Annotated in this window: 21 protein-coding genes and 1 tRNA gene; 12 read left to right on the plus strand and 10 right to left on the minus strand. The window is 67.6% G+C overall.

Going from position 1 to position 20,592, the window contains the following annotated elements:
• The 4 genes from WB508_RS08615 to WB508_RS08630 form a co-directional block, all read left to right on the plus strand.
• Nucleotides 1–624, plus strand: a 624-nt coding sequence (locus WB508_RS08615; protein WP_423844475.1) for a glycosyltransferase, incomplete at its 5' end; no start/stop codon positions are given.
• Complete coding sequence (locus tag WB508_RS08620) at nt 621–1,118, plus strand: YbjN domain-containing protein (RefSeq protein ID WP_423844476.1); 498 nt, start codon at nt 621–623, stop codon at nt 1,116–1,118. The genes WB508_RS08615 and WB508_RS08620, both read left to right, overlap by 4 nt.
• Before the next feature lie 15 nt (nt 1,119–1,133).
• Nucleotides 1,134–1,700 (plus strand): DsbA family oxidoreductase, encoded by a 567-nt coding sequence (locus WB508_RS08625; RefSeq protein WP_423844477.1) that lies wholly within the window; start codon nt 1,134–1,136, stop codon nt 1,698–1,700.
• 25 nt (nt 1,701–1,725) lie between these two features.
• A complete protein-coding gene (locus WB508_RS08630; RefSeq protein ID WP_423844478.1) occupies nt 1,726–2,469 on the plus strand; it encodes a phosphoglyceromutase in 744 nt (247 codons plus the stop codon).
• 10 nt (nt 2,470–2,479) lie between these two features.
• Here WB508_RS08630 and WB508_RS08635 read toward each other — a convergent pair whose 3' ends face one another.
• The gene (locus tag WB508_RS08635) at nt 2,480–3,160 is read right to left on the minus strand and encodes a response regulator (protein WP_423844479.1); all 681 of its coding nucleotides are present in this window, start codon (nt 3,158–3,160) and stop codon (nt 2,480–2,482) included.
• Complete coding sequence (locus WB508_RS08640; protein ID WP_423844506.1) at nt 3,157–4,287, minus strand: sensor histidine kinase; 1,131 nt, start codon at nt 4,285–4,287, stop codon at nt 3,157–3,159. Before WB508_RS08640 ends, WB508_RS08635 begins: the two co-directional genes overlap by 4 nt.
• 140 nt (nt 4,288–4,427) lie before the next feature.
• Between WB508_RS08640 and phoU the strand changes: the two genes are divergently transcribed.
• Nucleotides 4,428–5,069, plus strand: a complete 642-nt coding sequence (gene phoU, locus WB508_RS08645) for a phosphate signaling complex protein PhoU (RefSeq protein ID WP_423844480.1) — start codon at nt 4,428–4,430, stop codon at nt 5,067–5,069.
• Between the two features lie 6 nt (nt 5,070–5,075).
• Here the strand turns inward: phoU and WB508_RS08650 are convergent, their stop codons facing one another.
• Nucleotides 5,076–5,567: a hypothetical protein gene (locus WB508_RS08650; RefSeq protein WP_423844481.1), complete on the minus strand. Its 492-nt coding sequence runs from the start codon at nt 5,565–5,567 to the stop codon at nt 5,076–5,078.
• Nucleotides 5,568–5,763: 196 nt separating this feature from the next.
• Here WB508_RS08650 and WB508_RS08655 point away from each other — a divergent pair, with 196 nt between their 5' ends.
• Nucleotides 5,764–6,249, plus strand: a complete 486-nt coding sequence (locus WB508_RS08655) for a CarD family transcriptional regulator (protein ID WP_423844482.1) — start codon at nt 5,764–5,766, stop codon at nt 6,247–6,249.
• Nucleotides 6,250–6,255: 6 nt separating this feature from the next.
• Here WB508_RS08655 and ispF read toward each other — a convergent pair whose 3' ends face one another.
• On the minus strand, nt 6,256–6,750 hold the full coding sequence (gene ispF, locus WB508_RS08660) for a 2-C-methyl-D-erythritol 2,4-cyclodiphosphate synthase (RefSeq protein WP_423844483.1): 495 nt from the start codon (nt 6,748–6,750) through the stop codon (nt 6,256–6,258).
• Between the two features lie 68 nt (nt 6,751–6,818).
• Here ispF and WB508_RS08665 point away from each other — a divergent pair, with 68 nt between their 5' ends.
• The gene (locus WB508_RS08665; RefSeq protein ID WP_423844484.1) at nt 6,819–8,327 is read left to right on the plus strand and encodes a molybdopterin-dependent oxidoreductase; all 1,509 of its coding nucleotides are present in this window, start codon (nt 6,819–6,821) and stop codon (nt 8,325–8,327) included.
• Between the two features lie 6 nt (nt 8,328–8,333).
• On the opposite strand, the gene WB508_RS08670 is transcribed toward WB508_RS08665, so the two are convergent.
• A complete protein-coding gene (locus tag WB508_RS08670) occupies nt 8,334–9,506 on the minus strand; it encodes a C39 family peptidase (protein WP_423844485.1) in 1,173 nt (390 codons plus the stop codon).
• Nucleotides 9,507–9,560: 54 nt separating this feature from the next.
• On the minus strand, nt 9,561–10,949 hold the full coding sequence (locus WB508_RS08675) for an LCP family protein (protein ID WP_423844486.1): 1,389 nt from the start codon (nt 10,947–10,949) through the stop codon (nt 9,561–9,563).
• 127 nt (nt 10,950–11,076) lie between these two features.
• On the opposite strand from WB508_RS08675, the gene cysS reads away from it, so the two are divergent.
• Together cysS and rlmB are read left to right on the plus strand one after the other, a co-directional pair.
• Nucleotides 11,077–12,495 (plus strand): cysteine--tRNA ligase, encoded by a 1,419-nt coding sequence (gene cysS / locus WB508_RS08680; protein WP_423844487.1) that lies wholly within the window; start codon nt 11,077–11,079, stop codon nt 12,493–12,495.
• 1 nt (nt 12,496) lies between these two features.
• Entirely contained in the window at nt 12,497–13,441 is a 945-nt protein-coding gene (rlmB, locus tag WB508_RS08685) for a 23S rRNA (guanosine(2251)-2'-O)-methyltransferase RlmB (protein ID WP_423844488.1), read from the plus strand.
• On the opposite strand, the gene WB508_RS08690 is transcribed toward rlmB, so the two are convergent.
• Together WB508_RS08690 and WB508_RS08695 are read right to left on the minus strand one after the other, a co-directional pair.
• Nucleotides 13,438–14,730 (minus strand): D-arabinono-1,4-lactone oxidase, encoded by a 1,293-nt coding sequence (locus WB508_RS08690; protein WP_423844489.1) that lies wholly within the window; start codon nt 14,728–14,730, stop codon nt 13,438–13,440. The genes rlmB and WB508_RS08690 overlap by 4 nt on opposite strands.
• Nucleotides 14,727–15,890: an amino acid deaminase/aldolase gene (locus tag WB508_RS08695; protein WP_423844490.1), complete on the minus strand. Its 1,164-nt coding sequence runs from the start codon at nt 15,888–15,890 to the stop codon at nt 14,727–14,729. The genes WB508_RS08690 and WB508_RS08695 overlap by 4 nt, the downstream gene beginning before the upstream one ends.
• Nucleotides 15,891–15,948: 58 nt before the next feature.
• Here WB508_RS08695 and WB508_RS08700 point away from each other — a divergent pair.
• A tRNA-Thr gene (locus WB508_RS08700) sits at nt 15,949–16,022 on the plus strand.
• On the opposite strand, the gene WB508_RS08705 is transcribed toward WB508_RS08700, so the two are convergent.
• Both WB508_RS08705 and WB508_RS08710 read right to left on the minus strand, forming a co-directional pair.
• Nucleotides 16,022–17,350 (minus strand): HAMP domain-containing sensor histidine kinase, encoded by a 1,329-nt coding sequence (locus WB508_RS08705; RefSeq protein ID WP_423844491.1) that lies wholly within the window; start codon nt 17,348–17,350, stop codon nt 16,022–16,024. The two genes, WB508_RS08700 and WB508_RS08705, sit on opposite strands and share 1 nt — an antisense overlap.
• 50 nt (nt 17,351–17,400) lie before the next feature.
• Complete coding sequence (locus tag WB508_RS08710; protein ID WP_423844492.1) at nt 17,401–18,075, minus strand: response regulator transcription factor; 675 nt, start codon at nt 18,073–18,075, stop codon at nt 17,401–17,403.
• A gap of 85 nt (nt 18,076–18,160) precedes the next feature.
• On the opposite strand from WB508_RS08710, the gene WB508_RS08715 reads away from it, so the two are divergent.
• Both WB508_RS08715 and WB508_RS08720 read left to right on the plus strand, forming a co-directional pair.
• Entirely contained in the window at nt 18,161–19,150 is a 990-nt protein-coding gene (locus WB508_RS08715) for an NAD(P)H-dependent flavin oxidoreductase (protein WP_423844493.1), read from the plus strand.
• A 10-nt stretch (nt 19,151–19,160) separates the two neighbouring features.
• Nucleotides 19,161–20,576 (plus strand): NAD(P)/FAD-dependent oxidoreductase, encoded by a 1,416-nt coding sequence (locus tag WB508_RS08720; protein WP_423844494.1) that lies wholly within the window; start codon nt 19,161–19,163, stop codon nt 20,574–20,576.
• The last annotated feature ends 16 nt before the right edge of the window (nt 20,577–20,592 follow it).

Raw genomic sequence — 20,592 nt, forward strand, 5'->3', positions numbered from 1 at the left:
GCCGAGGCCCGCGCGACGCTCGGCATAGACGCCGATGCGCACGTGGTGCTCTTCGCGGGCCGGATCCAGCCGTTGAAGGCGCCCGATGTCGTGATCGCCGCCGCCGCGACGATGCTCCAGCGCGATCCCGCGATGCGCGACCGGCTCGACGTCGTGATCGTGGGCGGTGCGTCAGGCACCGGGCTGGACCATCCGACCGCACTGACTGACCAGACCGCGGCGCTGGGGCTCGAGGACGTCGTGCGGTTCGTCAGTCCGGTCGATCAGGCGACGCTCGCCGACTGGTATGCCGCTGCCTCCGTGGTCTGCGTCCCGTCGTACAACGAGTCGTTCGGTCTGGTGGCCATCGAGGCCCAGGCCTGCGGCACGCCAGTGGTGGCCGCCCGAGTGGGTGGCCTGAGCACGGCGGTCGCCGATGGTGTCAGCGGCGTTCTCATCGACGGTCACGATCCGGCTGATTACGCCACCGAGCTGCACCGGCTGCTGGTCGACAGCACCTTGCGAGACGGCATGGGACACAAGGCCGTCCGGCACGCCGAGTCGTTCGGGTGGGACGTCACCGCCGAGCGCACTCTTGACGTGTACGCATCCGCAGTGACCGAGCTAGCAAGGGGCCGTCGATGAGTGAGTCATCCATCACGGCCCGAGACGTGATCCTCGAAGCTCTCACGGCCCACGAGCTCGAGCACACCGAACACCGCCCCGGTGTGTTCGACGTGACGCTGCCGGGCGAGCGCAAGCTGCAGACCGCCTGCCGTCTCGAGGTCGGCAAGCACGCTTTGGGCATCCACGCCTTCGTGGCCCGACAGCCCGACGAGAACCACGTCGGGGTCTATCGCTGGTTGCTGGAGCGCAATCTCAAGATGATCGGGGTGGCGTTCGCGGTCGACTCAGCCGGCGACATCTACCTCGACGGCCGGATGCCCCTGCATGCGATCACCCCGGATGAGGTGGACCGGATCCTTGGTGCAGTGCTGACCTACGCCGACGAGTCGTTCAACACCATCCTCGAGCTGGGCTTCGCCTCCTCGATCCGCAAGGAGTGGGCCTGGCGCGAGTCGCGGGGGGAATCAACTCGCAACCTCGAGGCGTTCAAGCATCTGAAGCCCGAAATATAGCCCAAGGAGGCACCCGTGAAGGCCGTGTTGTTCTGCGACGTGACCGACGTGTGGTCCTACCTGGGTGCCACCCGGTTCGAGCGGGCCGCGGCCGCGTTCACGATCCTGACCGGTGAACCGGTCGAGATCGCCTACCGGGCAGCCGGTGCAGCTGGCAGCCCTGAGCCCCGGCAGGCCATCGCTGCGGCACGCATCAGCGGCATCGACCTGAATCTCGACGAGCGCGTCCTGGCCGAGACGAGCGACGCTTGGCGGGTGCTCACCTGGGCGGCCGAGACCGGTGACGCCACGCAGCGCGACCTGTTGCACCAGCTGTGGCGCGCGCATTTCCTCGAGGGTGCCGACGTCGGCGACCACCTCGCACTGGCCAGCCGTGCCGCGCTGGTGGGCCTGGACCTCCAGACCGCTGAGGCGCTCCTGGCCAGCACCGAGTATGGCGCCGAGGTGCAGCGTCAGCTCGATGTTGCGGCAGAACTGGCGATCGGCGATCTGCCGTTCATCGTGATCGACGGCGACCGAACCCTGTCAGGGTTGATGTCGCAGAACGACTACGTGCAGGCGCTGGCCGACATCCGCTCGTAGCCTGGCCGATAGGTAGGCTCGGCGCATGAGCACCCTGATCCTGCTGCGGCACGGCCACAGCGAGTGGAATGCCAAGAACCTGTTCACCGGCTGGGTCGACGTCGACCTCAACGAGCAGGGCGTCACCGAAGCCCACCGCGGAGCCGAGCTGCTGGCGGCGGCCGGGCTCACCCCCGATGTTTCGCACACGTCGTTGCTCCGTCGAGCCATCCGGACCGCAGAGATCGTGCTCAACGGCATCGAGCGGCACTGGATTCCGGTCAAGCGGTCGTGGCGCCTCAACGAACGTCACTACGGCGCGCTGCAGGGCAAGGACAAGAAGGCGACGCTCGAGGAGTTTGGCGAGGAGCAGTTCATGCAGTGGCGCCGGTCCTTCACGACCCCGCCGCCCCCGCTGGATGACTCCTCGGAGTTCAGTCAGGCTGCCGACCCGCGCTACTCCGACCTGCCCGATGAGCTCTTGCCACGCACCGAGGCGCTCTCCACCGTGATCGACCGGATGCTGCCGTACTGGTACGACGCGATCGTGCCGGACCTGGTGGCCGGCAAGACGGTTCTGGTCACGGCGCACGGCAACTCGCTGCGCGGGCTGGTCAAGCACCTGGACGGCATGGACGAGGAGTCGATCGTCAGCCTGAACATCCCCACCGGCATCCCGCTGGTCTACCAGCTCGACGCCGACATGCGCCCGACCGTGCCGGGCGGAACCTATCTGGATCCGGACGCAGCGGCCGATGCCATCGCGGCCGTGGCCCAGCAGGGCCGCTGACGCGTCCGCGCTAGGCGTCGTACTTGTAGCCGAGGCCGCGGACCGTGGTGAGAGTGACCGGCTGGGCCGGATCTGGTTCGATCTTGGCGCGCAAGCGCTTGACGTGGACATCCAGCGTCTTGGTGTCGCCCACGTAGTCCGCACCCCAGACCCGATCGATCAGCTGCCCGCGAGTGAGCACGCGGCCCGGGTTGCGCAGGAAAAATTCGAGTAGCTCGAACTCCTTGAGTGGGAACTTGATCGCCTCGCCATCGATCGTCACCAGGTGTCGGTCCACGTCCATGCGTACCCGCCCGATCTCCAGGGAGGCACTTTCATCGACGTCGTCTGCTGCGCCGCGGCGCAGCACGGCGCGGATGCGAGCGACCAGCTCACGGGGGGAGTACGGCTTGGTGACGTAGTCGTCAGCACCCAGCTCGAGCCCCACCACCTTGTCGACCTCGCCGTCCTTGGCGCTCACCATGATGATCGGCACGGACGAGATCTGACGCAGAGCCCGGCACACCTCGGTTCCGGACAGCCCAGGAAGCATCAGATCGAGCAGCACGATGTCGGCGCCGCTGCGGTCGAACTCGGTGAGGGCGTCGGGGCCGGTCTCGGCCACCGCGACGTCGAAACCTTCCTTGCGCAGGACGTATGCCAGGGCTTCGCTGTAACTGGGTTCGTCCTCGACGACCAACACCTTGGTCATGCGGTCTCCTCGATCTCGGGATGGTGAGCGGGCAGCAGCAGGGTGAAGGACGAGCCGAGGCCGGGCTCGCTCCACACATCCACGGCGCCGCCATTGCTGGCCACGACGTGCTTGACGATGGACAGCCCCAAGCCGGTGCCGCCGGTGGAACGGGCTCGGGCCGGGTCGACCCGGTAGAACCGTTCGAAGATCCGCCCGATCTCCTCGCCCGGGATGCCGATGCCGTTGTCAGCGACGGTGATCTTGACGTCCTCGCCGACCATCTCGGCGTTGACCAGCACCCGCGAGCTCTGCGGGCTGTAGGTCACAGCATTTTCGACCAGATTGCTGACGGCGGCATGCAGCTGGGCGCGGTCGCCACGGACGAAGAGGTCGGGCTGGACGGTCTGGATCACGTCGATCTGCTTGTCGTCCGCCTCGGTGGCGGAGTGCTCGCATGCCTCGGCGACCAGCTCGCCCACCTCGATCGCGGCCACCGCGTCGCTCGGCAGGTCGCTTTGCAGGCGCGACAGGTCGATGATCTGTTGGACGAGCTTGGTGAGCCGCTCGGCTTCGAGGTGCATGCGGCTGGAGAAGCGCTCGACTGCCGCAGGATCGTCCTTCGCCTCGCCGACTGCCTCGGCCAGCAGGTTGAGCGCGCCGATGGGCGTCTTGAGCTCGTGGCTGACATTGGCGACGAAGTCGCGCCGGATGGACTCGATGCGCTCCTCGCGGGTGCGATCGTCGGCCAGCACGAGCATCAGGCGTGAGGACAACGGCGCGACGCGGGCGTGAATGTATTGAGGCGCTCCGCGGGTCGGCCGCATCACGAGATCGGCTTCCCGCACCTCGCCATCGCGCCGCACCTGACGCACCAGCGCCATCAGCTCGTCGGAGGCAAGTCGGTCGTCGGCAATGAGGCCGAGAGCAAAGGCCGGTGCGGATGCCTTGACGACGGTGTCTGCGGAATCGACCAGCACGGCCGACGACGACAGCACCGACAGCACCGACTCCGCGCCGGGCGGCACCATCGAAACGGTGTCCGCTGGCATCTCGCGTTGCCGCCGCTCGCTGAACCGCCACACGTAGGTGATGAGCGCGCCGCCGACGGCGCCGATGGCTCCGGCGATCAGCAGTCCGCCGCTCATAGGGTCCACCTACGCATCGTAGGGCGCTGGCGTCCGGGGACACCCACGGCAGGAGCCCAGCGGGTGGGGTTTTGTCACGCGTTCACGACGCGTTCACCGCAGATCCCCGTCTGTTCACCGCTGCGCCCTACTCTGGGGTCATGCGCGATCAGTACTACGAAGAGCTCGACCACATCGTCGATGAGCTGGTTCAGCTCACCGGCACCGTCCGACGAGCCGTGTCCGATGCGACCATTGCGTTGCTCGAAGCCGATGGGCCCGTGGCCGAGAAGGTCATCGAGGGCGACAAGGCTGTCGTCGAGAAGGCCGAGGCCATCGAGGAGCGGGCCCTGCTGATCTTGGCGACCCAGCAGCCCGTCGCCACCGATCTGCGCCAGCTCATCGCGACCCTGCGGATGCTGGCCGACCTGCAGCGCATGGGCGCGCTGTCGGTGCACGTCGCGAAGATCGCGCGTCGCCGGATGCCGGAGGTCGCGGTTCCCGCATCGCTGCACCCGACGATTGTCGCGATGGCCAAGGTCGCTGACTCCATGATCGACTCCGCCTCGAGCATCGTGGCCAGTCGCGATGTGGCAGCAGCCATGCGGCTGGAGGAGGAGGACGACGAGATGGACCGTCTTCGAAAGGATCTGTTCCGCAGCTTGCTCGGTGATGAGTGGGAGCACGGTGTGGAGTCGGCCGTCGACATCGCCCTGCTGGGCCGTTACTACGAGCGCATCGGTGATCACGCTGTCTCGATGGCGCGTCGCGTCGTCTACCTGGTGACAGGTCAGATGACCTGACGTTCCTCAGCCGGTGGCGACCTCTTCGTAGGACTCGCCGCGGGTGACGACGGGTGCCTCGATGGTCGCGGTGGCTGCTGAGGAGAACGTGACGGTGAGGCGCACGTACTTGCCGATCGGTGCGTCCTCCACGACGTACACGCCAGCGCCGCCGGACTCTCCGAGCGGAACGATCTTCGCCGGCGGCAGGGCCATCTCCGTGGCCGGCGCCTCGACCGTCAACGTCGTGCCGTCGAGGGTGGTGGCGGTGACCCCGGTGATGGCGTCCTTGGTGTCGGTCTGGTTGACGACACCTGCTGACACCGTGGCGGTTCCGTCGGGGTTCGCGACCAACAGGGCGTTGAGCACGTCGATGTCGCCGCGCAGGTTGGCTCCGATGCCGGCCTGGTAGGGCTGGCTGGTCTGGGCGCCGAAGTTGGTGTCGCTGCACCCGCTGAGCGCGAGGGCAGCAGCCGCGACTGCAGCGGCGAGGGAGATCGGTCGTCGAAGAGTGCGCACAGCTCCTGCTTTCGCAGTCGAAGGGGTGGCCGAAGGCCGGGCAGAACGGGTCGCTTGATCGTATCCGAGCCGCCCTGCTGACGAAGCATTGACCACTGTCGCCGTCGTCTGCTATGGCTTCGACAGCCAGAATGGCCTGTCATCGCAGCCGTCAGCGCGTGTTAGAATGGATGATCTACGAAAGGGTGTTCTCTCTATGACTTTCTCGGTCGGCGAAACCGTTGTTTATCCCAATCACGGCGCTGCAGTCATCGAAGACATCGAGAAGCGGACGATCAAGGGCGAGGAGCGCGACTACCTCGTGCTGCGCATCATCTCCCAGAACGATCTCGTGGTCCGCGTTCCCGCATGCAACCTCGATCTGGTCGGGGTGCGCGACGTGGTTGACGAAGCCGGACTTGAGCGGGTGTTCGGAGTCCTGCGTGCTGAGCACGTCGAGGAGCCGACCAACTGGTCGCGTCGCTACAAGGCGAATTTGGAAAAGCTGCACTCCGGTGATGTGTTGAAGGTGTCCGAGGTCGTTCGCGACCTGTGGCGTCGCGATCACGAGCGGGGACTGTCCGCAGGCGAGAAGCGCATGCTGGCCAAGGCCCGCCAGATCCTGGTCTCCGAGCTCGCGCTCGCTGAGAAGACCAACGAGGACAAGGCCGAGATTCGCCTCGACGAGGTTCTCGCTTCCTGATCCTCCCTACGCGGAGGCCATGAACACCAGAGCCGTGGCGATGGCAGCAATGCCGTCGCCACGGCCTGTCAGTCCCAGACCGTCGGTCGTGGTGGCTGACACCGACACTGGCGCGCCGATCGCCTGACTGAGCACCTGCTGCGCCTGTTCGCGCCGGGTGGCCAGGTGGGGCCGGTTGCCGATCATCTGGACCGACACGTTGCCGATGACCCACCCGGCGTGGTGGGTCCGGCGCGCGGTCTCGACGAGGAAGTCGACGCCCGAGGCTCCTGCCCACTGCGCTTCGCTCGTCCCGAAATGGCTGCCGATGTCGCCCAGTCCAGCGGCCGACAGCACGGCGTCCACGATGGCGTGAGCCACGCAGTCGCCGTCGGAGTGACCAACGAGCCCGGCCTCCTCGTCGGGCCACTCGAGCCCGGCCACCCACAGAGGGCGTCCCGGCTCCAGGCGGTGGACGTCAGTTCCGATGCCGATGCGGGGCGAGGTCACGCACCCGATCATGCCGCATGAGCCGCTCGAGGTCTGCGCTACATCGCGCGGGATGAGGATGCCCGCGGCACCATGGAGCAGTGAACCCTTCCCGTCCCGTCGTCGCGGGCGTTCTGTCGGCGGCGGCTGGACTCGCAGTCGGCGAGGCGATCGCTGCGGTTCTTGATGTGCGGGAGTCGCCGTTGCTGGCGGTGGGCCAAGGTGTCATTGCTCTGACCCCCGGACCGATCGCCGAGGCGATCATCGGGGTGGTCGGCACCGCCGACAAGCCCCTCGCCGTCACGTCGGTCGTGATCGCGGTGCTGGCGCTCGGGGGGGTTGCGGGCCGGTGGTGGGATGTTCGTCGCGTCCGATCGATGATCCTGGTGGCCCTCCTGGTCGCCGGTGCATCGGTTGCCGTGCTGGTCCGCCCGTATTCGTCAGCGCCCGGGGTGTTCGCCGCCGTGGCCGGTGGCACGGCCATGATCGTCGTCCTCCAGCTGTTCGCGGTCGCGAACCGCGAGACCTCGAATGTGCACAAGGGCGGTCGTCGTGGATTCTTGCGGATGGTTGCCTTCGTCGCGATCGGCATCGCGGTGGCTGGCGGGGGCAGCCAGCTGCTCGCGGCCCGCCATCGTCGTCGACGCGACGTCGAGCGAGCCCGCGCTGCGATCGACCTGCCCGCGCGCTCTGTCACGATTCCTGCCGGGGCCGATCTCGGGGTCGCGGGAATAGCGCCGTGGAACACCTCGAATCGCGACTTCTACCGGATCGACACCGCACTGAGTCCGCCGCTGATCGATCCGGCCGAGTGGACTCTGCGCATCCACGGCATGGTCGACACCGAGCTGACGCTGACCTACCAGGACGTGATCGACCGCGGCCTCACCGATGCGTGGGTGACCCTGTGCTGCGTGTCCAATCCGATCGGTGGCGACCTGATCGGCAACACCGTGTGGGGTGGCGCGTCGATCAAGGACATCCTGGACGACGTCGGCGTGCAGTCCGGTGCCGATGCGCTGCTGTCGACGTCCGACGACGGCTGGACGTGCGGCACCCCACTGGCAGCGCTGATCGATGGCCGCGATGCGCTGCTGGCCGTGACGATGAACGGCGAGCCCTTGCCGATCGCGCATGGCTTTCCCGTGCGGCAAGTGGTGCCGGGGCTGTACGGCTACGTGTCGGCCACCAAGTGGGTCATCGACTGGGAGATCACACGGTTCTCGGACTTCGAGGCCTACTGGACCCAGCGTGGATGGGGTGAGCGAGGCCCGATCAAGACCGGATCTCGCGTCGACCTGCCGCGCTCGGGCGCCGAGCTGACGCCAGGACCCACGACGATCGGTGGCGTGGCGTGGCGTCAGCACGTCGGCATCACCGGCGTCGAGGTGCGCATCGACGACGGCCCGTGGGAGGCAGCGGAGATCTCGAGCGTCCCGACCGCTGACACGTGGGTGCAGTGGACGCTGGACTGGACGGCCACGCCGGGTCAGCACGCCGTCGTGGTGCGCGCCACCGACGGCGAGGGCGTCGTGCAGACCGCTGACATCGCCGACGTGCTGCCAGATGGTGCGACGGGGCACCACGTCATCAGCGTCGGCGTGGCCTGAATAGCGTCACCAGCGCGGGGTGTCGCTCGGGAGCTTGATCGACAGCGGGCGGATGACGTAGACGATTCCACCGCTGCCGCGCTGCCAGGCCCGCTCGAACTGCGCGCGGGAGTAGGTGCGTCGGACGGCCTGGTCCGAGCTGCCGGCCGGGTCGTTGACGATGACCGCTCCGTCGGATCGGAAGCCGCGGATGACCAGCAGGTGGCCGGGCGTCGACGAGATCGGCGCGCCGGTCAGCTGGCCCTTGGAGTACGCCACGGACGCCACCAGGGGAATGCCTGCCTTGATGAACGCCTCCGCCTCGCGCAGCGAGTCCAGCCGGGTGACGAACGCGTCGAGTCCGTAGCCGGCCGCATAGGCGGTGTTGAACGACCAGTTCCCGGTGCCTTCGTAGGCGCTGTCGTAGGTGTACCGAGCAGCATGGTCGACGTAGCCGTGGCGTTCCTTGGTCCACGCGTAGGTCGAGGCGGACGGACCTTTGCCGAAGTACCGCATGATCATCGACGTCGAGGTCGGCGAGCACCACGCCTCCCCGCCGTTCCCCCACTGCGCATAGTGACCGCGGTGGGTCATCTGCGACGAGCTGGGGACCGCCAGCTCCACGGTTCGGGTCATGCCCGTCGTGCTGGTGGCGGGGGTGCGGGTCTGGTAGCTGGCGGCCACGCCGTTGATGGCGCGCAAGGCGGGGCTGACGCTCTTCGCTGAGGTGCGGCGCAAGGTGATGCGTACCTGCCAGGCGTCGAAGGTCGAGGCGGCCACGATGGTGTCGGTCTCCAGTCGCGCGAGGTCATCGCGCTGCGAGGAGCCGGACGATCGTCGGGTCCCGGCCCAGGTGGCAACGGTGTCCCACGAGCCGATCGTGCCGCCCTTCCGCACGCGTGCCTCGATCACGGCCGAAGTGCCGCTCGGCGTCGTCGTGCCCCACGACGGCACCAAACTCTTGGCCGAAAATCCCACCGACTTCCACGGTGAGGTCCACGCTGCCGACGTGCCCGACGTCATCGTCACGGTCCCCTTCGCAGCGGCGGCACGCGTGAAGGAGCCTTGCGTGAAGTCAGCGGTGTAGGTCCAGCGAGAGAAGGTCGCGCCGCCGCTGGCGGCCTGCGCCGGCGGGGTCACCATCGCGGCGACGGTGGCCGTCGAAACCAGGGCGGTGCCCAGGAGGGGAAGCAGGCGCATCGGGACAGAATACGTGACAAAAGTGACCTGTGGGGCCAGAGTGGCAACGAATTCTCAGGCGCAGAGTGAGTCTGTGGCCTTGCTGGTGGTGGCCTTCACGGGCTTGGGCGTCACCGGATCGGTGCCGGCCTCGATGCGGTCGGAGCCGAGCACCAGCCAGACGCCGGTCACACCGGGTTCGTTCTCGACGATCTCGGCGTCGAAGCCGAAATCTTTGTTCAGCGACTCGGCCGTGGCCAGTGCCTCGGGGCTGGCGTCCACCAGGATGCGGGTGTTGACGGCGGGGCTCTCGGCAGTTCGCAGGCCGCTCACGGTGTAGCCAAGATCGACCAACGATCCCTGCGCCGCCGTGGCCAGCCCGTCGGTCTGCGCCGCGTTGAGGACCGTGACCGGGGCCCTGCGGTCCTTGGAGCTGGGGGCCTTGGTCTCGTCGCTGCTGACGACCGACAGCTCCTGGTCCTTGGCCACTGCGGCAAAGAGGGTGTCAGCGTCCTCGGTCTTGACCACCCGGTTGGGGTCGGTCGGGGCGGCGGCGTTGGGCATGGTGACAAACGTGATGGCCTTGTCCGGCACGGTGCGGGCGCGCTTGGCCAGTCCCGTCAGGTCGGGGATCGACGAGATGCCCTCGTCGACCGTGATGGCCTTGGTCAAGGCGTTGAGGAACTTGAACAACCGGTCCGGTCGGGTCAGCACGCTCGTGCTGCGAGCCTCCGCGATGATCGACGACATCACCACTTGCTGGTGGCCCAGCCGGCCGATGTCGCTGCCATCCCCCACTGCCTTGCGGGTGCGGGCCAGAGCCAGGGCGTCCTTGCCGTCCAGCTTCTGCTCGCCGGCTGGAAGGTCGAGCTTGGCCTCGCGGTCGACCAGGGCCTGGTCGAGGCACACGTTGACTCCTCCCAGGGCATTGACCATGGAAGCGAAGCCCTCGAAGTCGAGCTGGACGAAGTGGTCGATCTTCACGTTGCTGACCTGCTCCACGGCTCGGACCGAGCACGCGGGCCCGCCCTCGAGCGCGGAGTTGATCATGCCGGGACCGCCGGGGAAGGTTCCGGTTCCGGTGTCGTCGCAGGAGGGGAGGTCGGTGAGCGTGTCCCGAGGGATCTGGATCGCGTCGATGCGCGAGTTGTCGCTGGCGAAGTGCACCAGCAGCAGGGCGTCGCTGCGCTGGGACCCGGTGCCGTTGCCGTACTCCTTCGTGCCGAGATCGCGAGAGTCCGACCCGATGAACAAGATGTTCAGGGCGCCCTCGGGGGTGTCGTCCTTGACGATCGAGTCACCCAGCGCCGAGGTGTCGATGTTGCCCTGCAGCTTCCAGACGGCTGCCGCCGCACCGACACCCAGCACCACGGTGAAGATGCCCGCGATGATCGCCGTGCGACGCGCGAGCTTGCGCCGTCGCGAAACCGGACCGCGTCGCTTGGGCGCAGAATTGGTCGGCACAGTGATCTCCTGGGGAACGGACTGGGAAGATCACAGAATACGGGCACATCCTGAGCCGTAGATGTGAACTCAGCGGTCAGTATCGCTGATGTCGGGAGCACCCATGCGGAGCCGATACCCTTGCAGCGTGGCATTCAGGCTCTACGACACCGCTACGCGGCTGGTGCAGACCCTCGAACCGGTCGTCCCGGGCAAGGTCTCCATCTACCACTGCGGGCTCACCGTCCAAGGACCGCCGCACATCGGGCACATCCGCAAGGAGGTGGTGTTCGACGTGCTGCGGCGCTGGCTCATGCGCGCTGACCTCGAGGTCACGATCGTCGCCAACGTCACCGACATCGACGACAAGATCCTGAGCAAGGGCGCTGAGCAGGGGCGGCCCTGGTTCGCGGTGGCCTACGAGAACGAGCGCGCGCTGCACGCCGCGTACGAGGTGCTGGGCTGCATTCCACCCACCTACGAACCCCGCGCCACGGGTCACGTGCCCGAGATGATCGAGATGATGGACACGCTGATCGAGCGCGGCCACGCCTACGCTGCCGACGACGACTCCGGCGACGTCTACTTCGACGTGCGCTCGTGGCCCGACTATGGCGTCCTGTCGAACCAGAAGATCGACGACATGCTTCCGGCCGAGGACGCCCCGCCCGAGGGCAAGCGCGACCCCCGCGACTTCGCCCTCTGGAAGGGCCACAAGCCCGGTGATCCGGAGTCCGCATCGTGGCCCACCCCATGGGGGCGCGGCCGGCCCGGCTGGCATCTGGAGTGCTCCGCGATGGCCGCCAAGTACCTCGGCGGATCATTCGACATCCACGGAGGCGGCCTCGACCTGCGCTTCCCGCACCACGAGAACGAGCTGGCCCAGTCGTCGGCAGCCGGCCAGCAGTTCGCCACGTACTGGATGCACAACGCGATGCTCAACCTGTCGGGCTCGAAGATGAGCAAGTCCGTCGGCAACACCCTGATGGTCAGCGAGGTCGTGAAGCGCGTGCGTCCCATCGAGCTGCGCTACTACCTCGCTTCGGCGCACTACCGCTCGATCGTGGAGTTCAGCGAGGAGGCACTCGTCGAGGCAGCCACCGCGTTCACCCGCATCGAGGGCTTCGTGATCCGTGCCGCCGAGCTGACGGGACCTGGCGAGCTCGGCATCCCGTGCGCCGACTTCGTCGCCGCGATGGACGACGATCTCGGCGTCCCGGCCGCGCTGGCCGCGCTGCAGGCCACCATCACCGAGGGCAACGGACTCACGGCCGGCGGCGATTCCCCCGCGTTGCGAGGTGTGCTCGGTTCGGTCCGCTCCATGCTCGACGTGCTCGGACTCGATCCACTGTCGCCCACCTGGGCCACCTCCGGGACCAGCGCGGGGGAGCATGAAGCGATCGACGCCTTGGTCGCTGGACTCGTCGAGCAGCGCCAGCAGGCGCGCGCCGACCAAGACTTTGCCACCGCCGACCGGGTGCGCGACCAGCTCACCGCGGCCGGCATCGAGGTGGAGGACACACCGCAGGGGCCTCGTTGGTCCCTGCGCACGAAGGGAGCCCGCTGACATGGCAGGCAACAGCCAACGAAAAGGCGCGATCAAGAAGAGCGGCAAGGGAAACCCCACCGCAGGGTCGGGCGGTCGCCGACGCAAGGGTCTGGAGGGCAAGGGTCCGACGCCCAAGGCCAGCGAGCGACCCAATCACAAGACCTACAAGATGGACCGCGCCGCGGACAAGCGCGAAGTGTCGCGGCCCAAGCGCAAACCCGGCACGCAGGCCGAGTGGGTCTCGGGGCGCAATCCGGTGGTCGAGCTGCTGCGCGAGCGGGTGCCGGTCAAGGCACTCTACGTCGCCGAAGGCACCGAGCGTGACGAGCGCATGCGGGAGATCTTCAAGCTCGCCGCAGACCAGCACGTCAACTTGCTCGAGATCGGCCGCCACGAGCTCGACAAGCTGACCCTTGGTGCCTCGCACCAAGGCATCGCGGTCAAGCTCAATGCCTTCGAGTACGTCAAGCCAGCCGACCTGCTGGAGCTGGCCGCCGAGCGCAAGGAACCCGCGCTGATCGTGATGCTCGACGGCATCACCGATCCTCGCAACCTCGGTGCCGTGATCCGCTCGGCCTCTGGCTTCGGGGCGCACGGCGTGGTGATTCCTGAACGGCGGGCCGCCCAGATCACCGCGGCGGCGTGGAAGACGTCGGCAGGTGCCGCGGCTCGAGTCCCGGTCGCCCGCGTCACCAACCTGACCCGCACCCTCAAGGAGCTGCAGGAGGAGGGCCTGATGGTCATCGGGCTGGCCGCCGACGGCGAGGTCGAGCTGCCGGACTCCAACCTGATCGACGGGCCCATCGTGCTGGTCATCGGCAGCGAGGGCAAAGGATTGTCGCGTCTGGTCGGCGAGACCTGCGACCAGATCGCCTCGATCCCGATGTCCACCGGGCTGGAGAGCCTCAACGCTGGCGTCGCCGCCGGTATAGCCCTCTACGCCGTGTCTCGCACCCGCCTCTAGGAGAGAACGCGGTCCAGATAGTCGTTGGTGAAGCGGCGGTCGGGATCGACCTCGTCGCGAATGGCGACGAAGTCGTCGAAGCGTGGGTAGGCAGCGCTGAAGTACGACGCGTCGAGAGTGTGCAGCTTGCCCCAGTGCGGGCGGCCCTCGTGGGCTGTGAAGATGTCCTGCGTCGCGGCGAAGTACGCCTGGTGGTCGGTACGCCAGTACTGGTGCACCGCCACGTAGCAGTTGGCGCGGTCGTGTCCGGTGGACAGCCATACGTCATCGGGGGCGGTGAAACGCACTTCGATGGGGAACGAGATGGGCTCGTGGCCGGCGTCGAACCACGCCCGGAGCGCCGCGAGCACGTCGGGCAGCGCTTCGCGCGGCATCGCGAACTCGGACTCGCGGAATCGCACGCTGCGTTCGGAGACGAACACGCGGTACGAGTCGTCGGTGTACTCGCGCGCGCCGATCACCGATCCGCTGATCTGGTTGACGCGGGGGATCAGGGCGGGGTGGTGAGCAACGGCCCGGTTGATGCCCTCGAAGAGAGTGTTGCTGAGAAATCGGTCGTCCAGCCAGCCGCGGAATCGACCCACCGGATCGCGCTCGGTGCCGGCCGGCACGCGGTTGTTGCGCTTGGTCAAGGTCTTCTCGGTGTGCGGGAACCAGTAGAACTCGAAGTGGTCGTTGTCCTCGACCATCTCATCGATGCGCGACAGCACCTCGGGAAGTGCCATGGGCTCCTCGCGGGCGTGCAGCAGGAACGCTGGCACGCACTGCAGCGTGACCTCGGTGATGATGCCCAACGCGCCGAGCGAGACTCGTGCGGCGTGGAACCACGGGTGCTGCTCGTCGATCTCGACGACCGCGCCGTCGGCCAGCACCAGCTGGACGCCCACGACCGCAGCGGCGATGCCCTGCAGCCGACCACCCGTGCCGTGCGTTCCGGTGCTGATCGCGCCCGCCACGGACTGCGGGTCGACGTCGCCCAGGTTCGGCAGAGCCAGGCCGAGCGCCTTGAGGCGGGGATTCAGCTGATGCAGCGAGATTCCGGCCTGCACGCGCACTCGTCCGGTGACGACGTCGTGGGACAAGATCGAGCTGAGGTGGTTCAGGTGCAGCAGCACCCCGTCGGTCGCGCCGATGGCGGTGAACGAGTGGCCGGCTCCGATGGCCTTGACGCGGAGGCCCTCGGTGGCCGCCTGCTGCACGACCTGCGCCACGTCGGCGCTCGTACGCGGACGGACGACCCGGGTCGGGTGGGTCGTGACGCTACGGCCCCAGTTGGTCCACTCGGTCATCCGAAGTTCTTCCCTTCGCCGCGGTACGTGGGCAGACGCTCGACGCTGCCGTCGGCGGCCACCAGGACCACCTCGTCGAAGCGCTCACACATCTCGCCAGCCTTGGCGTGGCGCATCAGCACCCGGTCGCCAACGGCCAGGTCACGCGCTGCCGCCCCCTTGAGCGGAGTCTGCACCTCACCGGCACCTTCGGCGTCGATCAAAGCCAGCCCCTCAGGCCAGACAGGTGTCGGTCGGCGGTTCTTGTGCGTCGCGCCAGAGGCGATGTAACCGCCGGAGAACACGGTGGCGATGTCCGCCGCGGGTCGCCGCACGACCGACAGGGCGAAGAATGCGGCCGGTCGGGCCTTGAAGGCGTCGTATCCGTCGAACAAGGAGGGAGCGAACAGCCCGGAGCCGGCGGTCAGCTCCGTGATGGCCGGGTCGGCGCCAGTCACCTCAAGGCTGCCGGTGCCGCCTGCGTTGACGATCTCGAGGGGGGCGACGTGCCGCACGGCTTTCACGATCTGGCCCCGTCGCTCGGTCAGCTCGGCGGCGGACCGCTTCTTCACCAGTCGAACGCCAGCCGAGCTGTCAGGCAGGCCGGCGATCTGGGCGTCGTAGAACATCAGCCCGACGAGACGGAATCCGGCACGCCCGCTGATCATCTGGGCGATCCGGGTGGCTTCGTCCACGGTGTGCACGGGGGAGCGGCGCACACCAAGGTGTACTGGCCCGATGCGCAGGGAGGCGTCGACGTCGAGACACACCCGGATCTCGGGACGGGAGATGTCGAGCATCGAGTCGATCACGTCGAGTGCCTCGATGCTGTCGATCATCAGCGTGATCGCTGCGGTGCGTCGCTCGTCGTCGACCAGATCGCGCAGGGCGGCGGCGTCAACGGTGGGGTAGGCGAGCAGCACGTCGAGGGCGCCATGGTCGACCAGCCAGTTCGACTCGGCCAGCGAGTACGACATGACGCCGGCGAAGGCTTCGAGCTCCAGGGTGCGTTCGATCACCGAGCGCACGCGCACCGATTTGCTCGCCACCCGAATCGGGACGCCATGGGCGCGCCGGGCGAGGTCGTCTGCGTTGGCCCACAGGGCGTCAGCGTCGACCACCGCAAGCGGTGTCCCCAGACTCCCGGTCGCCTCGAGCAGGTGTTGGTAGTGAGGAGCCACGCCGCCAGTATGGCGCAGTCACGAACAGCCTACGATGGTCCCGCGGGTTCGCCCGCACGCCTCTGTAGCTCAGTCCGGTAGAGCGCCTTACTTGTAATAAGGATGTCGCGGGTTCAAATCCTGTCGGAGGCTCAGGGAGATGTCGACCCCAGGGGGAGCAGAACCTGGAGCCGGGCTCCGCCCGCGGGCGACTCACCGATCAGCAGCTCGCCGCCGTGGAGGTCGATGATCTCGTGCACGATCGCGAGGCCGAGCCCCGCTCCTCCGGTACCGCGATCGCGTGAATCGTCGATGCGGACGAATCGTCTGAGCACGTCGTCGCGACGATCCTCCGGAATGCCGGCACCGTCGTCGTCGATGGTCAGCACGGCGCGATCCGCTTCCGCCCGAAGGGACACCTCGATCGATTCCACGGCGTACCGCTCCGCATTCTCCAGAAGGTTTCGGACGACGTGCTCGAGCAGGGTCGACTGGCCCTCGACCTGAACTGGCTGCACGCCGTCGAGCGTGATCGGGACGATCGATTCGATCGCGGCCACGGTCTCCAGCACGACCTCCTCCAGGTCGACCGGGCCGTGGGCCTTGGTGATCGTGCCGGCATCACTCCTGGCCAGCAAGAGGAGATGGTCAACCAGTCGTCCCATGCGGACGGTCTCTCGGAGCAGGTCTCGGGTGTCCCTGTCGTCGGGCGCGCTCCCAGGCGCCAGCAACATGGCCTGCAGCCGGGCCTGCAGGCTGGCGATCGGGCTGCGCAGCTCATGCGCGGCATCGGCGACGAAAGACTCCTGTCGGCGGGCGCTGGCCTCCAGACGAGCCAGCATGTCGTTGATCGTGCGGGCGAGATCAGAGATCTCGTCGCGCCCATCCGGCTGGGGTACGCGTTGATGCAGCTCGCTGGCCGTGATGGCCTCGGCGCGGGCGCGGATCGCCACCACCGGAGCGAGCGTCCGGCCGATGACCACCCAGAGCACGCCAGACAGCACGAGGACCAGACCGAGCAGACCGACACCGCCGACCTGCCTGGCGATCCTCGTCGCCTCTGCGAAGTCCTCGACGTCAACGGCCACGAAGACGGTCGCGGGCCCCTCGGGCGTCCGTGTGCCCATCGCGGCAACCCTGAACGGGCCGCTCTCGTTGATCGGAAGGCGATCGCGATCGTAGAATCGTGTGACCCCGGGTGGAATCGGCTCGTCCACGAAGACGCGGCGGAGCCCGAGCTTGTCGGGGGTCTGGCTGATCACCTCTCCGGCGCGTACGACCTGGATGGCTGGTGGCTCCGAGCCGATGCGCGGAAGGACCGGGGGCAGCTCGCCGGTGCGTGCCAGTGCGGCAATGTCCTTCGCGGTGTCCTCGCCGAGATCCGTGGCAGTCTCCAGCAGCTCACCGTTCAACCGAGAGATCAGGAGAATGCCGCCGACCGTCATGACGACGGCGATGGCGGTCGCTGAGATGATGAGCATGCGGGTCCGCAGCGAGAGGAGCCGCCACCAACGGCGGACAGGTGGTGCCCTCACGTCGCCTCGAGACGATAGCCCTGGCCTCGCACGGTCCGGAACAGCTGCGTGTCGAAGTCTGCGTCGAGCTTCTTGCGCAGGTACCCGACGTACACCTCGACCAGATTCGTCTCCATGGCGGCATCACCCCAGACGTTGCGCAGGATCTCCGCCTTGGAGCGGGTCTGACCCGGGTTTCGCATGAAGTACTCGAGGAGCGCGGCCTCGCGGCGACTCAGATCCACCTGGCACTGGCCCCGGCGAGCCGATCGGCGTCGCGGGTCGAGTGCCAAGTCGCCCACGACGAGCTCTGACCAACCTTCGGCCACGCTGCCGCGCCGCAGCAAGGCGTCGCAGCGAGCCAGCAGCACAGCGAAGGCGAACGGTTTGCGCAGATAGTCGTCCGCGCCCGTCGCGAGTGCATCGGTCTCATCAGTGGTGCCGTCCTTGGCGGTGAGAATCAAGATCGGCACGGAGATGTCCTCGGAGCGGAGTCGCTGGCACACCTCGACGCCTGACATCTCCGGAAGCATCCAGTCCAGCACGACCAGATCGACGCCGGGCTCCTTGGCGAGCCGGTAGCCGGAGAAGCCGTCGTGCGTGGTCTGCACCGAGAAGCCGTGGTTGTGCAGACCATCGTGCAACGACCGGGCGAGCCCGATCTCGTCCTCGACCACCAGCACGCTGACCATGAAGGGAATAGTGCCAGAATCACCCCCTCTCGGTACTATGCAACTTGTTGCACACTAGAACTGCCCACCTGCCGAGAGGTCCTCCGTGAGCTTGCCCGAGATCCTGCGCCGCCCCTTGGCGCTGCCCGTCGTCGCGTCGCCCATGTTCATTCTGTCCGGGCCGGAGCTGGTGATCGCGCAATGCACCGCTGGCGTGATCGGTTCGTTCCCAGCGCTCAACGCGCGGCCCGCCGCGCTGCTGGATGACTGGCTGCACCGCATCGTCGAGGACACCGCGACATTCGCCGCGCAGAACCCCGAGCAGCCGGTCGCGCCGTTCGCGGTCAATCAGATCGTGCACAAGTCGAACGACCGCCTCGAGGCCGATGTGCAGATGTGCGTCGACCACCAGGTGCCGATCGTCATCACCTCGCTGGGCGCCCGCCCCGACATCAACGAGGCGATCCACTCCTACGGCGGCATCGTGCTGCACGACGTGATCAACGACCGATTCGCGCACAAGGCGATCGAGAAGGGGGCCGACGGTCTCATCGCCGTGGCGGCAGGTGCTGGCGGTCATGCCGGCACCACGTCGCCGTTCGCGCTCCTGCGGGAGATTCGACAGTGGTTCGACGGGCCGCTGCTGCTCTCGGGATCGATCGCCCACGGCGCCTCGATCCTTGCGGCGCAGGTCGCTGGAGCGGACCTGGCCTATGTGGGATCGGCCTTCATGTCGACCCACGAGGCCAACAACGACGATGACTACAAGCAGATGGTCGTCGACAGCAAGGCCGACGACATCGTCTACAGCAATCTGTTCACCGGTATCCATGGCAACTATCTCCGGGGCAGCATCGAAGCCGCGGGTCTGGACCCAGCGAACCTCCCGATGTCCGATCCGTCGGCCATGAATTTCGGTTCCGGGGGCGGCAGCGACGCCAAGGCCTGGCGCGACATCTGGGGGTCGGGCCAGGGCATCGGAACGGTGAGCAAACGCCAGAGCGTGACCGAGCTGGTCCAGCAGCTACGCACCGAGTACGACGCGGCACTGAGCGCGCCCCTCTTCGACGGACGAGAGATCGTCTCGCTGCGCTAGTGTCCGATCTGTGGCCAGCCACCCAACCGTCTTCGAGCGGCAACCGCCGCCTGACGCCCTGGTGGCCGCGGCGCTGGCCGAGACCGAGCATCGGGTGTTCTGGCTCGATGATGCACGTGGCCTCAGCCATGCAGCACTCGACGGCCAGCTCGAGGCTGACCTCACGGTCGTGGGTGGCGGGTACTGCGGATTGTGGACGGCGGTGCTCGCCAAGCGGCGTGACCCGTCGGCCCGCGTCGTCCTGGTGGAGGCCGAGACGCTGGGGTGGGCCGCCTCGGGCCGCAATGGCGGTTTCGCCGAAGCCAGTCTGACCCACGGCGCCGAGAACGGACTCAGCCGTTGGCCGGACGAGTACGAGACCCTCGAGCGGCTCGGCGCCGAGAACTTGGACGCCATCGAGCGCGATGTTGTCGATCTGGGGATGGACTGTCAGTTCGAGCGCAACGGCACGCTGTCGGTGGCCTACGACCCGCACCAGGTGCGGTGGTTGCAGGACGAGACACACGGCGTGTACCTCGACGAAGCGGCAGTCCGCGCTGAGATCGACAGCCCGATCTACCGGGCGGGTCGCTGGTCGAAGGACGATTGCGCACTGGTGCACCCGGCCAGGCTCGTGCACGAGCTCGCTCGAGTCGCGGTCGACCTCGGCGTGCAGATCCATGAGCACTCCGCCGTGACGGCACTGGACTCTGGTCGGGCCGGGCCCGTGGTGGTGCGCACGGCGCGTGGCTCGGTGCGCAGTGCGACGGTCGCGCTGGCCACCAACGTCTACCGGCCGCTGCTGCGGCGCACCAGGCTCTCCACCATTCCGGTGTACGACTACGTGCTGATGACCGAGCCGCTCGATGCGACCCAGCGCGCTGCCGTCGGGTGGAAGAACCGGCAAGGGGTCGCCGATCTCGCCAACCAGTTCCACTACTCGCGGCCGACCCAGGACCAGCGCATCCTGTACGGCGGCTACGACGCCATCTACCACCCGGGGCGCAAGGTGCTGCCGGAGTACGAGGATCGTGATTCTTCCTACCGCCGGCTCGCGGCACACTTCCTGACCACCTTCCCCCAGCTGGAGGGGCTCCGGTTCAGCCACCGCTGGGCCGGCCCCATCGACACGTCGACCCAGTTCTGCGCCTTCCACGGGCTGGCGCGCCGAGGGCGGGTGGCCTACGCGGCTGGCTTCACCGGACTGGGCGTGGCCGCCACCCGGTTCGCGGCCGAGGTCATGCTCGATCGACTCGAGGGCGCTGACACCGAGCGCACCCGGCTGGCGATGGTGCGCAAGAAGCCGCTGCCGTTTCCGCCCGAGCCGATCGCGACCGTGGGGATCAAGGCCACCACCTGGTCGCTGGATCGGGCCGACCACCAGGAGGGCCACCGCAACCTGCTGCTGCGCACCCTCGACCGGTTGGGGCTCGGCTTCGACTCCTGAACCTCAAGCAAGCCCT

This window comes from Aeromicrobium sp. (genome assembly GCF_049586495.1).
In the GTDB taxonomy this organism is placed as follows: domain Bacteria; phylum Actinomycetota; class Actinomycetes; order Propionibacteriales; family Nocardioidaceae; genus Aeromicrobium.